General features: G+C 55.1%; 15 protein-coding genes and 2 pseudogenes. 10 read left to right on the plus strand and 7 right to left on the minus strand.

What is annotated here, in order from left to right; all coding sequences use genetic code 11:
• Positions 1-48 precede the first annotated feature (48 nt).
• The 5 genes from ACSZO1_RS17300 (at position 49) to ACSZO1_RS17320 (ending at position 3735) form a co-directional block, all read left to right on the plus strand.
• A complete protein-coding gene (locus ACSZO1_RS17300; protein WP_437614834.1) occupies positions 49-579 on the plus strand; it encodes a baseplate J/gp47 family protein in 531 nt (176 codons plus the stop codon).
• Entirely contained in the window at positions 576-1145 is a 570-nt protein-coding gene (locus ACSZO1_RS17305) for a YmfQ family protein (RefSeq protein ID WP_437614807.1), read from the plus strand. Before ACSZO1_RS17300 ends, ACSZO1_RS17305 begins: the two co-directional genes overlap by 4 nt.
• Positions 1145-2044: a gp53-like domain-containing protein gene (locus ACSZO1_RS17310; RefSeq protein ID WP_437614809.1), complete on the plus strand. Its 900-nt coding sequence runs from the start codon at positions 1145-1147 to the stop codon at positions 2042-2044. Before ACSZO1_RS17305 ends, ACSZO1_RS17310 begins: the two co-directional genes overlap by 1 nt.
• An 8-nt stretch (positions 2045-2052) precedes the next feature.
• On the plus strand, positions 2053-2478 hold the full coding sequence (locus ACSZO1_RS17315) for a tail fiber assembly protein (protein ID WP_437614810.1): 426 nt from the start codon (positions 2053-2055) through the stop codon (positions 2476-2478).
• 432 nt (positions 2479-2910) lie between these two features.
• A complete protein-coding gene (locus ACSZO1_RS17320; RefSeq protein ID WP_437614812.1) occupies positions 2911-3735 on the plus strand; it encodes a sugar phosphate isomerase/epimerase family protein in 825 nt (274 codons plus the stop codon).
• 293 nt (positions 3736-4028) lie between these two features.
• Here the strand turns inward: ACSZO1_RS17320 and kdsA are convergent, their stop codons facing one another.
• From kdsA to hemA, 6 genes are all read right to left on the minus strand, one after another.
• Positions 4029-4883, minus strand: coding sequence for a 3-deoxy-8-phosphooctulonate synthase (gene kdsA, locus ACSZO1_RS17325; RefSeq protein ID WP_437614814.1), 855 nt, complete (start codon positions 4881-4883; stop codon positions 4029-4031).
• A gap of 33 nt (positions 4884-4916) precedes the next feature.
• Positions 4917-5726 carry an invasion regulator SirB1 gene (gene sirB1, locus ACSZO1_RS17330; protein WP_437614817.1) on the minus strand — a complete coding sequence of 270 codons (810 nt, stop codon included), beginning with the start codon at positions 5724-5726 and terminating at the stop codon, positions 4917-4919.
• The gene (locus ACSZO1_RS17335) at positions 5723-6121 is read right to left on the minus strand and encodes a SirB2 family protein (protein WP_437614819.1); all 399 of its coding nucleotides are present in this window, start codon (positions 6119-6121) and stop codon (positions 5723-5725) included. The genes sirB1 and ACSZO1_RS17335 overlap by 4 nt, the downstream gene beginning before the upstream one ends.
• A 10-nt stretch (positions 6122-6131) precedes the next feature.
• Entirely contained in the window at positions 6132-6980 is an 849-nt protein-coding gene (gene prmC, locus ACSZO1_RS17340) for a peptide chain release factor N(5)-glutamine methyltransferase (RefSeq protein ID WP_437614821.1), read from the minus strand.
• Positions 6980-8062 (minus strand): peptide chain release factor 1, encoded by a 1083-nt coding sequence (gene prfA / locus ACSZO1_RS17345; protein ID WP_437614823.1) that lies wholly within the window; start codon positions 8060-8062, stop codon positions 6980-6982. The genes prmC and prfA overlap by 1 nt, the downstream gene beginning before the upstream one ends.
• Before the next feature lie 70 nt (positions 8063-8132).
• A complete protein-coding gene (hemA, locus tag ACSZO1_RS17350) occupies positions 8133-9389 on the minus strand; it encodes a glutamyl-tRNA reductase (protein WP_437614826.1) in 1257 nt (418 codons plus the stop codon).
• A 225-nt stretch (positions 9390-9614) separates the two neighbouring features.
• Between hemA and lolB the strand changes: the two genes are divergently transcribed.
• The 3 genes from lolB (at position 9615) to prs (ending at position 12188) form a co-directional block, all read left to right on the plus strand.
• Entirely contained in the window at positions 9615-10253 is a 639-nt protein-coding gene (lolB, locus tag ACSZO1_RS17355; RefSeq protein ID WP_437614828.1) for a lipoprotein insertase outer membrane protein LolB, read from the plus strand.
• Complete coding sequence (gene ispE, locus ACSZO1_RS17360; RefSeq protein WP_437614831.1) at positions 10250-11119, plus strand: 4-(cytidine 5'-diphospho)-2-C-methyl-D-erythritol kinase; 870 nt, start codon at positions 10250-10252, stop codon at positions 11117-11119. Before lolB ends, ispE begins: the two co-directional genes overlap by 4 nt.
• Before the next feature lie 121 nt (positions 11120-11240).
• The gene (prs, locus tag ACSZO1_RS17365) at positions 11241-12188 is read left to right on the plus strand and encodes a ribose-phosphate diphosphokinase (protein ID WP_013201847.1); all 948 of its coding nucleotides are present in this window, start codon (positions 11241-11243) and stop codon (positions 12186-12188) included.
• Positions 12189-12235: 47 nt separating this feature from the next.
• On the opposite strand, the gene ACSZO1_RS17370 is transcribed toward prs, so the two are convergent.
• Positions 12236-13120: a LysR family transcriptional regulator gene (locus ACSZO1_RS17370; protein WP_437614836.1), complete on the minus strand. Its 885-nt coding sequence runs from the start codon at positions 13118-13120 to the stop codon at positions 12236-12238.
• A gap of 111 nt (positions 13121-13231) precedes the next feature.
• Between ACSZO1_RS17370 and ACSZO1_RS17375 the strand changes: the two are divergent.
• Positions 13232-14722: pseudogene (locus ACSZO1_RS17375) on the plus strand (MFS transporter).
• 197 nt (positions 14723-14919) lie between these two features.
• Positions 14920-15048, plus strand: a pseudogene (locus tag ACSZO1_RS17380) (GGDEF domain-containing protein); the annotation flags it as partial.
• Between the last annotated feature and the right edge of the window lie 77 nt (positions 15049-15125).

Here is a 15125-nt window from a genome sequence, read left to right on the forward strand (position 1 = left end):
CTAAAGTAAGAAATAACCAGCGCGGGAAACGCGATCGAAATCGCCGGAATCACTGACCGGAATCATCGGAATACGCACCGTCCGCCTGCAGGCGGTAATAAACATGATTATCGTCGCTGGGCGATGTCTGTAGACGGTGTTACGCAGGCTTATGTCTACCCGCTTCGCCGTGGTCTGGGAACGGTTGATGTGGTTATCACCTCTGCTGGCGGTATGCCCTCAGATGAAATCATCGCGACCTGTCAGGCCTACATCGATGACCAGCGTCCGGTAACAGCAAAAGATACGATGGTGCTGGCTCCGACGTTCCTGTATGTCGATATCGATGCGGCTATCAGCGTCAGCGGTATCACGTTTGAGTCAGGCCAGGCGACGGCCATTTCTGACCTGACCACGTTTGTTAATGCCCTTGAGCCGGGGGATGCCTTTATCAAATCACAGGCCGAAGGGGTTATAACCAATATTACGGGTGTCACTGACCGCGCGATTTCAGCACCAGCGGGTAATGTTGTTTCGTCTTCCGACGAAACCGCTGTCGAGTGGATTCGTGCCGGGACAATCACGGTAACAGAGCTATGAGTTACCGCGACCTGCTTGCATCACTTCTGCCGCCTGTTGCTTACAGCCCTGAACAGCCTGCGCTTAACGCTGAACTCACAGCAGAAGGTGAGGTGTTCAGGCTTGCTGACTACAGCGCAGAGGATGTCCTTGGCGCTGTCACGCCATTTTCAGCTAGCGCTCTGTTAACTGACTGGGAGCGTGTTCTTGAGCTTGCACCTGGTGCCGATGACTCTTACCAGCAGCGTCTTGAAGCCGTTCTGATAAAACTGGCCGAAACTGGCGGTCTGAGCCGGGCCTATTTTATCCGCATAGCGGCAACCGCTGGCTACACGATCACGATTGATGAATTTGAACCGTTCCGTGCTGGTGTCTCACGCGCAGGGGATGTGGTTTACGTTGAAGGCATTATCTGGGTGTGGGCGGTTAACGTTCAGTCCAGCGTCTCAGTGTATTACTTCCGCGCCGGGGCATCACTTCCCGGTGAGCGCCTGGCGACTTTTGGTGACAAGGTTCTTGAATCGATTTTTGAGAGCCTTAAACCAGCACACACCTATTGCTATTTCACATACGAGGAGGAGGCCTGATGCAGTCTCTGATGCCCCCGATTGACAGTTCCGACAGTCTGTTTCATAACGGAAATCCACTGACAGGGACAAAGGGTACAATTGTTACTGCTGAGTGGCTGAACGCCGTTCAGTCTGCCATTCGTGCTGCTCAGGCCGAGATGCTGTCTGTGCTTGCCGCTGCCGGAATTGATGTTGATCCTGAGCAGTCCAGCCAGCTTTTCACTGCGCTGAATTCTCTCTATGCTGAACAATCAGCTCTTGATAACAAGCAGAATAAGCACGATAACCTGACAGCGCTGGCGGGGTTAGCTGGTGCTGCTGACCGTCTGCCGTATTTTACTGGAGCGAATGCACTGGCGCTGGCAACACTGACATCAGTTGGCCGATCCATTATCGGCAAAGCCACAGCGGCTGAAGTGCTTACTGCAATAGCTGGCGCACCCCTCGACAGCCCGACATTCACAGGTGAACCAAAAGCACCAACTCCAGCAGCAGGAGACAATGACACATCTATTGCTACTACTGCTTTTGTCACTGCTGCTATTGCTGCTTTGTCATTTGGCACAGCATCGCAAAGAAACGTCGGCACCGGAACTAACCAGATTCCAGACATGAACAGCTTTTCAGGTTACTTTACAGCATCAGCATCTTGGCAGCGGTTGCCAGGGGGATTGATATTGCAGTGGGGGGTAACAGATGCAATTACCGCTGAAGCGCTTTATACGCAGGCGCTACCCCTGACATTTCTCAATATGTGTTTTATGGCGCAGGCAACAATCAATTATTCCGCTGCAGTAAGTGGTGTTGCAAATCACTATATAGCATCAATTTCAACAACACAGATTCAGATCAGGTCTGATGTTAACGGGTCTGGAATTGCTGCCATGCCTTCCTATTGGTTCGCCATCGGATATTGAGGTATTACATGAGTAATTATGTTTTTAGCCCATCAAAAGCAGGATTTTACGCTCTATCAATTAAATCTTCATATGAGGCTGCCGGGACATGGCCTGATGATGGAGTTGAAGTTGACGACGATATTTTCAGCGAGTTTATAGGCAATCCGCCAGCGGGTAAAATCCGCGGATCTATCGATGGAATGCCAGCCTGGATCGATGCGCCTGAGCTGACTGCAGAAGAAAAAGTTTCTGCAGCTGAATCAAAGAAAGCATCATTGCGTGCGTCTGCGGATGCGGCCATAACACCGCTTCAGTATGCTGCCGATCTTGATGACGCAACGGAGGAAGAGTCAGCGTTACTGAAAAAGTGGATGCAGTATGTAGTAGCTCTAAATCGCCTCGACCTTTCAACTGCGCCGGACATCAGTTGGCCGGAAGTTCCGACAACCTAACCGTATTAGGTTTTCAATTTTGCACTGTGCATAAACCGGATTTTCTACCTTTATTGCTGGTGCGAAATCTATTGCTTTGTAGTGCGAAAAAAAACGCCGCGCTACACCCATCATCGTTTAGCTGATGATGGGCATACTGCGTGCTCTCTTATACAATTTTATAATTTCATATTTTGTTAGTTTGAAATATTTAACCCATTAAGTAATGATATAGCAACCAACCCGCGTTGCGCTCAATAACTTAGCTGTTTTTGCGCTGGTCTGTCACTGCGCCATGCGCGGTTTCGTTATGTTCTGTCGCGTTGCCCGGGGATGTTATTAACCTCAAATGCACCCGGGTGCATTTGGCGATAAGTTGCATCACGTCGGCATCTGCGGATGCAGCCTGTAAATCATGAGTTTATTCAGTGAAAAGCATAGTGAGGAGTCACGATGAAAAAAGCACTACATGGCGTCTCTGTCTGGTACAGCAACGCCGTCACACAGCTGCGCATTGCCAGAGAGAGCGATTTCGATGCACTGGAGCTGTTGCCGGAACATCTGTTCCGTTATCTGGATAATGGCGGCAGTTTTGCAGCATACACAGCGCTGATGGACCAGCTGGGCGTGGAAATCAGCTGTATCAATGCACTGAAACGCATTGGTCGCCATCAGCCGGAAGAACGCGCACAGATGCTGGCAGAAGCCGACAGGATTTGCCACGCCGCACAGCAGCTGCGCTGCCCGGTGGTACAGATTATGGCGCTGACGGAACTGGATCAGCTGAGCGAAGAGGCGCGCAATGAGATTCTGGTCAGCAATATTCGCGCTATCGCCGATATCGCCAAACCTTATGGCATCAAACGGCAGATCGAAGTGGTGGCGTTCACCCGTTTCAATTCGCTCAGCCAGGCGCTGGCGATTATTCAGCGCGTTGAACGTGATAACGTCGGGCTGGTGATTGATTTCTGGCATCTGCATGCGGGTGGCCGCACCACACCTGATGAAGTGGCGAATATGGATGTCAGCCTGATTTATGGCATTCATTTCTGTGATGGTCGTGCCGCACATCCGGGGGAAGCATGGGATGAATGGGTGCAGCGCGACTATCAGCCAGGAGAAGTCGATGTGGATATTCCGGCATGGATTGCCGCGGTACGCGCTACCGGCTATGACGGCGTATGGTGCCCGGAGCAGCTGAGCCCGACACACTGGGAGGATGATTTATGGCAGATTGGCAGGGATAATTATCAGAGTCTGACGGCGTATACGGCATAAGTGGCAAAAAGGCCCGCATAGGTGGGCTTGCTGACTGCAGACAACGCCATGGTGCAAGAAATGTAAGCAGCAACGCATCAGCTCAGGGCGAAGGGAACACGGTCAGCGGAGGAAAGCGTCCCGCGCCATGGACGGCGCGGGCCGAGCCGTCAGGGATGACGCGTTTTGCGTCTTTCCGGAGCTGAGCGTGTTCCCTGCGCAGATCGCCAGCTGAAAGCAACGATTCTTATGGTGTATTGAGTGTGTCATCAATAAAAAAGGCCCGCACAGGCGGGCCTTCTGACAGCGGGTGATCAGTTGCTGGTATCCAGCTCCGGGAAGCTTTTCACCAGGTCATCAATCGCTTTCATCTGCACCAGGAATGGCTCCAGCTTATCCAGCGGCAGTGCGGATGGGCCGTCACACTTGGCATTTGCCGGGTCCGGGTGCGCTTCAATAAACAGACCCGCGATACCTACCGCCATACCAGCACGCGCCAGTTCACTGACCTGAGCACGACGACCGCCGGACGCTGCGCCCAGTGGGTCACGGCACTGCAGCGCGTGAGTCACATCAAAAATCACCGGGCTGTTGTTGCTCACCTGCTTCATGATGTTGAAACCGAGCATATCCACAACCAGGTTGTCGTAACCAAAGTTGGCACCGCGGTCACACAGGATCACTTTATCGTTGCCGCCTTCAGCGAATTTATCCACGATGTTACCCATCTGGCCTGGGCTGACGAACTGAGGCTTCTTCACGTTAATCACCGCGCCGGTTTTCGCCATCGCTTCCACCAGATCGGTCTGACGGGCGAGGAACGCTGGAAGCTGGATCACATCCACCACATCCGCCACCGGCTGCGCCTGTGACGCTTCGTGCACGTCGGTAATCACTTTTACACCGAAGGTTTGCTTCAGTTCCTGGAAAATTTTCATCCCCTCTTCCAGGCCCGGGCCACGGTAAGAGTGAATAGAGGAACGGTTAGCTTTGTCGAATGACGCTTTAAATACGTAAGGAATGCCGAGTTTATCGGTGACTTTGACGTAATGTTCACAGATACGCATCGCCAGATCGCGCGATTCGAGCACATTCATGCCGCCAAAGAGAACAAATGGCAGGTCGTTTGCGACCTTGATGTCGCCGATATTCACTACTTTTTGAGTCATGCCTTCGCCTTTTCCTGTTCAGGTCTTCACAGATTAGTGAAGCGTTACCTGCTTGTGTTCGATTGAATGAATCTGAATTTTAATCATCTCGCTGACGGGATCTTCCGGACACTGCTCGACAAAATAGGTCAGGTCATTCAGCGCGATATGCTCGCACTCCAGCTGAGCATAGATTAAGCCGCGGTCGCGGATCTCATACGGGTCGTCAGGGTCAATCTGCAGCAGCACATTGCTGACATTCAGCGCCATTTCCATGCGCTTCTCTTCCATCAGCGCCGCTTTCAGCGTGTCCAGCATTTTGCGGATCACCGTATCCGGCTGAGCTTCTTCCAGGTCATCCTCATACAGCTCAGCCGTCGGGCTGATATTGCCTTTCAGCCACACTTCCAGCGTATGCTCATCCAGCGTCTCGCCATTGAAAGGATTAATCAGCCACATTTCGCCGTCCAGCCAGTCAGCACGCAGGATCAGCTGCGTCGGGAAAATCACCGGCATTAACGGGATTTCCAGCTGTTCAGCAATATGCAGCAGGATCACCCCCAGCGACACCGCCGTGCCCTGGCGGCTTTTCAGCACATTATCCAGCCATAATGCTTCGGAAAGATGGTAAACGCCGCTGGCGCCGCCAAATCCCCACTGCTGATAAAACAGCTCCAGCAACTTCTCTAACTTTAAATCCTGCTCAGGTTCCGCGGCTACGTACTCGCGCGCTTCGGCGACCAGGGCACGCAGCTGGGAACCCACATCTTCCGTGGGAAAGTCATCGCGGATTTCACGCGATGCGGCAATCACCGCCTCACACAGCGGCGACTGCGAAAAATCCAGTTTATCTACCGACGTCATGCTATCCCCAACAGTGGCATTTTACCTGTAGCCAGTTTGATAATCAGCGCGATGACCACTAACGCCAGCAGAAACGCTATCCAGCGCAGCTTGTTCGCTCGCGGACGGCGCCCCAGGACGATAAAACCCAGCGCGATATAGATAATAACGCCAAACAGCTTCTCCGTCAGCCAGTTACCTTGCGGCGAAAACGGATAAAAGTGGGTAATGCTGACCAGCAGAAAGCCGGAAATAAACAACAGAGTATCGTTCAGATGCGGCACAATTCGCACCCAGCGACGTTGCAGCATCGCCGAACCTGCCTGCTGCCAGTAAAAACGCAGCATAAACATCACAATGGTGATGGCGACGGTCAGTAAATGAAAATGCTTAATCGCCATGTAATAAGCGGCCATAATAATTCCTTTAGTCGTTGTCGCGTGCGGCGGCTTTTTGCCCTGCCGTCACCCGATCGTTGCCGCCGTAATCCTGACAGGTTTCCACCTGCAGAAAATTGTGTTGGCGCAAAATATCCCGCACTGCCGCGCCCTGCTGCCAGCCATGCTCAAACAGCAGCCAGCCTTCCGGCAGCAGGAAACGCCCGGCATCCGCCGTGATACGACGAATATCCGCCAGCCCCTGCTCCTCCGCCACCAGCGCCGACAGTGGCTCGAAACGCACGTCGCCCTGCTGCAGATGCGGGTCTGCTGCATCGATGTACGGTGGGTTACTGACAATCAGATGAAAGGTCTGATTTTCCAACGCGGAGAACCAGTCACTGAGACAAAAACGCGCATTGGTGATGTTTAATGTCTGTGCATTGCGCTGCGCCAGCGCCACCGCATCCGCAATCCGATCAACCCCGACCACTTCGCAGTCCGGGCGTTCACTGGCCAGCGCCAGTGCAATCGCGCCAGTACCGGTGCCAAGATCAAGTAGTTTCAGCGGCGACAGTGGCAAACGCACCAGCGCCTGCTCGACCAGAATTTCGGTATCAGGACGCGGGATCAACGTAGCCGCAGACACCACCAGCGGCAGTGACCAGAATTCACGTTCGCCAACCAGGTGCGCTACCGGCTCACCGGTAACCCGACGCTGCAGCAGCGCATCGAGCTGATCGCGCTGTGGCTCCGTGAGTTCGCTGTTATCGAAGGCGATGAGCCAGCTGCGCGATTTACCGGTGACAAAACTCAGCAAAATCTCGGCGTCGCGCTTCGGACTGTCGCCGCCGCACAACGCCGCCGTCGCCGCTTTCAGCCAGCTGCGGATATCCATTAATCCTGCCCGGACAGTGCTGCCAGCTGATCGGCCTGATACTCCTGCACAATCGGCTCGATCAGGGAATCCAGCTTGCCTTCCATCACTTCATCCAGACGATAAATCGTCAGGTTAATACGGTGGTCGGTGACGCGCCCCTGCGGGAAGTTATAGGTGCGGTTACGGTCAGAGCGGTCGCCGCTGCCGAGCAGATTACGACGAGTGGATGCTTCTTCCGCCTGACGTTTCGCGATTTCTGCCGCACGGATACGCGAACCCAGCACCGCCAGCGCTTTGGCTTTGTTTTTGTGCTGAGAACGCTCGTCCTGACACTCCACCACAATGCCGGTTGGCAGGTGGGTAATACGGATCGCCGAGTCGGTGGTGTTAACGTGCTGACCACCCGCACCGGAGGAGCGGAAGGTATCGATTTTCAGGTCAGCAGGGTTAATGTCCGGCAGTTCCGCTTCCGGCACTTCCGGCATCACCGCGACGGTACAGGCAGAAGTATGGATACGGCCCTGTGATTCGGTTTCCGGCACGCGCTGCACACGGTGACCGCCAGATTCGAACTTAAAGCGTCCATACGCACCATCACCGATCACTTTGGCAATCACCTCTTTAAAGCCGCCGTGTTCGCCTTCGTTGGCGCTCATCACTTCTACTTTCCAGCGGCGTGCTTCCGCGTAACGGCTGTACATACGGAACAGGTCACCGGCAAAAATCGCCGCTTCATCACCCCCCGTTCCTGCGCGCACTTCGATATAGCAGTTGCGTTCGTCATCGGGATCTTTCGGCAGCAGCAGCACCTGCAGCTGTTGCTCCAGTTCTTCACTGCGGGCACGGGATTCGTTTAACTCTTCCTGTGCCATATCGCGCATTTCCGGATCGGCCAGCATCAGCTCAGCGGTTTCGATATCTTCCTGCACCTGCTGCCACTGGCGGAAACAGTTGCTGACATCCGTCAGCTGAGCATACTCACGCGACAACGCGCGGAAGCGCTCCTGATCGGCAATCACGCCAGCATCACCGAGCATGGCTTCCACTTCTTCGTGGCGCTCCTGCAAGGCTTCCAGTTTGGCAACAATAGAAGTCTTCATGTGGTGGTATCTACCTTGTATAGGGAATTCGAAGAGTCAGACAGCGTCGCGAAATTAAGCGTGACGCTGGCTAATCCAGCCCGAGGCTGTCGCGCAGGATCTGCAGACGTTCATCGTCGCCATCGCGAGCAGCCTGCTGGAGAGATTTGGTTGGAGCGTGAATCAGTCGGTTGGTCAGTTTGTGCGCGAGGTCGCGCAGAATCGCTTCGGCGTCGCCGCCCTGCTGCAGGGCGGCCAGCGCGCGGGATTCCAGCTCAGCGCGCACCTGTTCGGCCTGCGCACGGTAGTCACGGATGGTTTCCACGGCGCTTTGCGCCCGCAGCCATGCCATAAACTCGCCGCTTTCCTGTACCACAATGCTTTCCGCCTGTACCGCAGCGGCTTTGCGCTGCGCCATGTTTTTCTCGATGATCTGTTGCAGATCGTCGACGCTGTACAGATAGGCGTTAGCCAGTTTGCCGACTTCCGGTTCAACATCGCGCGGAACGGCGATGTCCACCAGCAGCATCGGCTGATTACGGCGCGCTTTCAGCGCGCGCTCCACCATCCCTTTACCAATAATCGGTAACGGGCTGGCAGTGGAACTGATAATAATGTCGGCTTCTGCCAGACGTACATCGATATCCGCCAGACTGATCACTTCCGCTCCCACTTCATCCGCCAGCAGCTGTGCACGTTCGCGGGTGCGGTTGGCGATAATCAGCTTTTTAACCTTGTGTTCGCGCAGATGGCGCGCCACCAGTTCAATGGTTTCTCCCGCGCCGACCAGCAGGACATTGACCGTCGACAGTGATTCAAAGATTTGCCGCGCCAGGGTGCAGGCAGCAAACGCCACGGACACCGCACTGGCGCCGATATCGGTTTCAGTGCGCACGCGTTTGGCGACGGAGAAGGTTTTCTGGAACATGCGCTCCAGTTCGCTGGAAAGCGAATGGCCACGCTGGGAATCGGCAAAGGCTTTTTTCACCTGACCGAGGATCTGTGGTTCACCGAGCACCAGCGAATCAAGACCGCTGGCAACACGCATCAGATGGCTGACGGCGTCATTATCATGATGCCAGTAGAGACTGTTGCGCACATCGTCACGGCTGAGCTGGTGATAGTCACACAGCCAGTTCACCAGTTGCTCTTGCAGGTTCTCCTGCTGCTCGACGCTGAGATACAGCTCGGTTCGGTTACAGGTAGAGAGGACAACACCTCCCTGTACCAGCGGCTGAGCCAGCAGGCTGTTAAGCGCCTGATCAAGCGTGTCCGGCGAAAAAGCGACTTTTTCGCGCAGCGCAACAGGTGCCGTTTTATGGTTTATTCCGAGAGCCAGCAGCGTCATGGTGAAGTTAGAATTGGGTTATCCCACAAATAACAGGGTTTTGTGAGGCGCATTCTACAAGATGCGCGAGATCAATAAAAGCCATACAGAGCATAAGCCTGTAATATGACGTAGCGAATAATGCGCTTTTAAGACCAGATGCCGATTGACGAGTGTCATGCGGATGGTTAGCGTTAACGGTTCTTTGCGGCAAGCAAGCCCTGATTAGTCTGAGGAGATGACGACATGTTCCCAACCTTATTATCGAGTAAAAACAAAAACCTGTTACGCCTCCTCCCCCTTGCCAGCGTGCTGCTGGCGGCCTGTTCCACCACCCAACAGCAGGGCCCAGGCCAGAGCGTCAGCTCGCCGCAGTGGCAACAACACCAGCAAGATGTGGCTAAAATCAGCCGGTATGAGACTCGTGGCGCTTTTGCCTATCTTTCTGATAGCCAGAAAGTGTATGCGCGTTTTAACTGCCAACAGACCGCGCCAGATCGCTACCGTTTACTGTTAACCAACCCGCTCGGCAGCACCGAACTGCAGCTCGATGCTCAGGGTTCAGTCGTGCAACTGGTGGACAGTAAAGGCAAACGCTATGTCAGCAATGACGCAGAAAAAATGATTTCGCAGCTGACGGGGATGGCCATCCCGCTGGAAAACCTGCGTAAATGGATGATGGGCCTGCCGGGTGATGCAACCGACTACAGCCTGAACGACCAGTACCAGCTGCGCGAACTGAACTACAGCCGCAACGGCCAGAACTGGAAAGTCACCTGGCAGAGTTACGACAGCAATACCCAACCGGCACTGCCCGCGAATCTGGAGCTGCGCGAAGGTGACCAGCGTATCAAACTGCGCATGGACAGCTGGACCGTTAAATGATCACCACCTGGCCTGCCCCGGCAAAACTGAACCTGTTTCTTTACATCACCGGCCGCCGCGCGGACGGTTATCATAACCTGCAGACGCTGTTTCAGTTCCTCGATTACGGCGATACGCTGACCATTACCCCGGATAACAGCGGCGATATCAGCCTGCTGACACCGGTCGATGGCGTTGAACATGAACAAAACCTGATCGTGCGCGCTGCACGGCTGCTGATGCAGCAGGCTGCGACGGCAGGCACCCTGCCCGCACAGGCTGGCGCAACCATCGCCATCGACAAACAGCTGCCGATGGGTGGCGGACTCGGCGGCGGCTCATCCAATGCCGCGACAGTGCTGGTGGCGCTCAATCATCTGTGGCGCACCGGCTTTACGCCCGATCAGCTGGCGGCGATGGGACTGCGTCTCGGCGCGGATGTGCCGGTGTTTGTTAAAGGCCATGCGGCCTTTGCTGAAGGCGTTGGCGAGCAACTGCACCCGGTGGAACCAGCGGAAAAATGGTATCTGGTGGCGCATCCTGGTGTCAGCGTACCGACACCGCTGGTGTTTAACGATCCTGACCTGCCACGCGATACGCCGGTACGCGATATTTCGCACATTATGCAGGCACCTTTCAGCAATGATTGTGAGGCCACCGTAAGAAAACGTTTTCGTGAGGTTGAACAGCTTGTTTCCTGGCTGCTAGAATACGCGCCGTCGCGTCTGACTGGAACCGGTGCTTGTGTGTTCGCTGAATTTGACACTGAGTCCGCTGCCCGTCAGGTGCTGGAGCTGGCCCCGAAATGGTTGCGGGGATTTGTGGCGCGAGGCGTAAATGTCTCTCCGTTACATCGCCGCCTTTCAGGGCAAGACGCGATTACGTGACAATGTCACCCGTTCCTGACACTGCACGTAACGCATTAACACACCCGTATGAATCCGTTGCTATCTTTGGCCCGATGACAACGCGGTTCATTCTCTGGACGCAAAGCCTGAGGTTCTTCTCGTGCCTGATATGAAGCTTTTTGCTGGTAACGCTACGCCGGAACTAGCACAACGTATTGCCAACCGCCTTTACACCAGCCTGGGCGACGCCGCTGTCGGTCGTTTCAGCGATGGTGAAGTGAGCGTACAAATTAATGAAAATGTACGCGGTGGTGATATTTTCATCATCCAGTCCACCTGTGCCCCAACCAACGATAACCTGATGGAACTGGTTGTCATGGTTGACGCCCTGCGTCGCGCTTCCGCTGGTCGTATTACTGCGGTTATCCCTTACTTTGGTTATGCACGTCAGGACCGCCGTGTGCGTTCTGCCCGTGTGCCGATTACTGCCAAAGTGGTTGCGGATTTCCTCTCCAGCGTTGGTGTTGACCGTGTTCTTACCGTGGACCTGCATGCAGAACAGATCCAGGGATTCTTTGATGTCCCGGTTGATAACGTATTTGGCAGCCCAATCCTGCTGGAAGATATGCTGCAGATTGGTCTGGAAAACCCGATTGTGGTTTCTCCGGACATCGGCGGCGTGGTGCGTGCTCGCGCTATCGCCAAGCTGCTGAACGATACCGATATGGCGATTATCGACAAACGCCGCCCACGCGCTAACGTGTCTCAGGTGATGCATATCATCGGTGACGTTGCTGGCCGTGACTGTGTGCTGGTTGACGATATGATCGATACCGGTGGTACGCTGTGTAAAGCAGCAGAAGCGCTGAAAGAGCGTGGCGCGAAACGCGTCTTCGCTTACGCGACTCACCCTATCTTCTCCGGCAACGCGGTGGAAAACCTGCGTAACTCGGTGATTGATGAAGTGGTGGTGTGCGATACCATTCCGCTGCCAGAAGAGATCAAGGCACTGCCAAACGTCCGTACCCTGACCCTCTCCGGTATGCTGGCTGAAGCCATTCGTCGTATCAGCAATGAAGAATCTATCTCTGCGATGTTTGAGCACTAAGCATTCGTCAGAGACCAGAGGAAAAAGCCGGGCATGCCCGGCTTTTTTTATGCGCCCAGCAGATGATGCTGGCTGAAGAAATCGATAAACACCCGCAGCTTAGGCAGCAGATGGCGGTTACCCGGCCATAACAGTGAAAACTGCCCGCCGCCACTGACGCTGTTATCCAGCACCGTGACCAGCTCACCACGCGCGATCTCCCCCGCCACGGCAAAATCCGGCACATACAGCAACCCAAGCCCGCTGACCGCAGCAGCAATCTGCGCTTCCAGATTGGTAAATACCAGTTTCTCCGGTAATGGTCGCCGTAATGGCTGACTGAATTGCCAGCTTTGCAGCAGGCCCGTCGCGCTAAAACGGTAGCGCAGACAGGCATGTTCGTTTAACTCGTCCGGTTGCTGCGGCGCACCGCTGCGCGCCAGATAAGCCGGAGACGCCACCAGCAGAAAGCGATAACTCCCCAGTCGCCGGGTTTTCAGCTGAGAATCGGTAAAACTGCCGCTGCGCACCACCACATCAACACCTTCCGCAATCACATCCACCAGCCGGTCACTGAAGTCGAGATCCAGCTCAATATCCTGGTAGCTGGCGATAAACTGCGGCAGCACTGGCATCAGCAGGCGATAACCAATCGCAGGCAGGCTGATCCGCAAGCGACCACTGGGCTTTTCCGTCACCCGCAACAGCTCATGCTGCGCCTCATCAATTTCCGCCACAATACGCCGGGCACGCTCATAAAACAGCGCCCCCTCATCCGTCAGGCTGATACTGCGGGTGCTGCGATTGAGCAGACTAACGCCAAGGCTGTTCTCCAGTCTGGCGATGCTTTTACCAATCGCCGACGCCGAGACACCCAGCCGTTCCGAGGCCGCAATAAAGCTGCCGGTTTCGACGGCTTTGACCAGAGCGGTGAGCCCGCTGAGACTTTCCAGTGCTTTCATTACGGATTTTTTGTCCTTTTAGTTCAGACAGACGGCCTGTTTTTTCATCGTTGCAGCCATTTTATCCTGACATCCTCGCACAAATTCAGGATGGAAGCACCGATGAGCACCCTTGTGATTGAACAAAGCCGTCCACACTGGACGCTACTGGCCGTATGCACCGCCGCAATTATTTTGCCATTAAGCTTTACCGGCGGCGTGATCGCCACCCCCGCCATTGCCAGTGAGCTGGGCGGCTCTGCACTGGCGTTAAACTGGATCACCAACGCCTTTATGCTGACCTTTGGCAGCCTGCTGATGGCCGCAGGTTCGCTGGCGGACCATCTGGGTCGGCGGCGTGTATTCCTCACGGGCGTGGTGCTGTTTACTTTCACCTCTCTGCTGGCAGGATTCTCACCCAGTGTGCTGACGCTCGACCTGCTGCGCGCCGTGATGGCTATCGCCGCTGCTGCAGCGCTGGCAGGCGGCGGTGCCGCACTGGCTGACGCGTATGCCGGGCCGGGTCAGGCACGCGCCTTTAGTCTGCTGGGCACCAGTTTTGGTATCGGACTCGCCAGCGGCCCGGTGGTGGCCGGTGTGCTGATCGACCATGGTGGCTGGCGCAGCGTGTTTTTGCTGCCAGCGCTGCCGGGCACTGTCGCGGCACTGCTCGGTTACTGGCGGATGCGTGAATCAAAAACGTTACAGCGTCACAAAATAGATATTACCGGGATCAGCAGTTTCAACCTTGCCCTGACGCTGTTTACCTGGGGTATTCTGCAGGTCAGCGAAGATGGCTGGCAGCATCCGCGGGTAATCACCCTGCTCAGCGGCGCAGTGCTGGCCGGGCTGCTGTTTATCCGTATCTAGCTGCGCGCCCGGCAGCCGATGCTGGATCTGACGTTATTCCGCTATCGCCGTTTCCTCGGCATCCAGTTGCTGCCCGTGGCGACCTGCTGCTGCTTTGTCGTCCTGCTGGTGTTGCTGCCGGTGCGTTTTATCGGCGTCGATGGCTTTAGCCCGCTGACCACCGGCCTGCTGATGCTGGCGCTGTCCACGCCGATGTTGCTGGTACCGAGTCTGGCCGTCACCCTGACGCGCTGGTTCCCGGCAGGCGTTCTCGCCAGCAGCGGGCTGGTGATCGCGGCGGCGGGTCTGTTGCTGCTCAGCCAGAGCAGCGGCAGTGATGATATTGTCCTGACCCTGCTGGCGATGGTGATTATCGGGGCCGGTAGCGGATTACCGTGGGGATTAATGGATGGCTTATCCGTCAGCGTGGTGCCGGAAGAGCGTGCCGGGATGGCAACCGGGATTTTCAGCACCATTCGCGTGGCAGGCGAAGGCGTCGCGCTGGCGCTGGTGACAACCACCCTGACCGGGTTGATCGCGGCACGCATCACCGGCCCACAGAGCACCGAAAACGTGCGCCTTATCGCGCACACGCTGGCAAACGGCAATCTGACACAGGCGGCGCAGCAGCTCGGCGTGACAGTGTCGCAGCTACAGCCAGTATGGCAGCAGGCCTTTCATCACTTACTGCTGTGGCTGGCGGCAATCACCCTGCTTTGTGCGCTGCTGGTGCAGTTAAGCCTGCGCCAGAAACCTGAATCATAAATTTTACTTAAGATAGCAGATTATTTCTATCTGCCCGATTAACCACCTTTAGCTCACCCTTCGCCGCTATTTTCGGCCAGTAAAGCGGCGAAACTAACCAACTGATACTTTTTTTTCTGAACGTCTGGTCAACGTCTTTTGCCATTAAATAATTAGTGCTATTTTTCCTTCCCAGCTTCCCCGGGAACATTTTCACCATGTCGCTCGACGTTTATACCCTTTATATTTGTGAATTTTATGTGCTGAGTTTTGTCAGCATTATCATGGTGTTTGCCTGGATTGGCTCGCAATATGATCGCGTCCTTGGTTTTACCTGTCTCGGAATGGCGCGAATTCAGATAATAAGTGCAACGCTTGGTCATGTGGATGGAGGGACGGTTAGCTACCGATAAGCTATCCTGCT

This window comes from Erwinia sp. V71 (genome assembly GCF_965644245.1).
GTDB lineage: Bacteria > Pseudomonadota > Gammaproteobacteria > Enterobacterales > Enterobacteriaceae > Erwinia.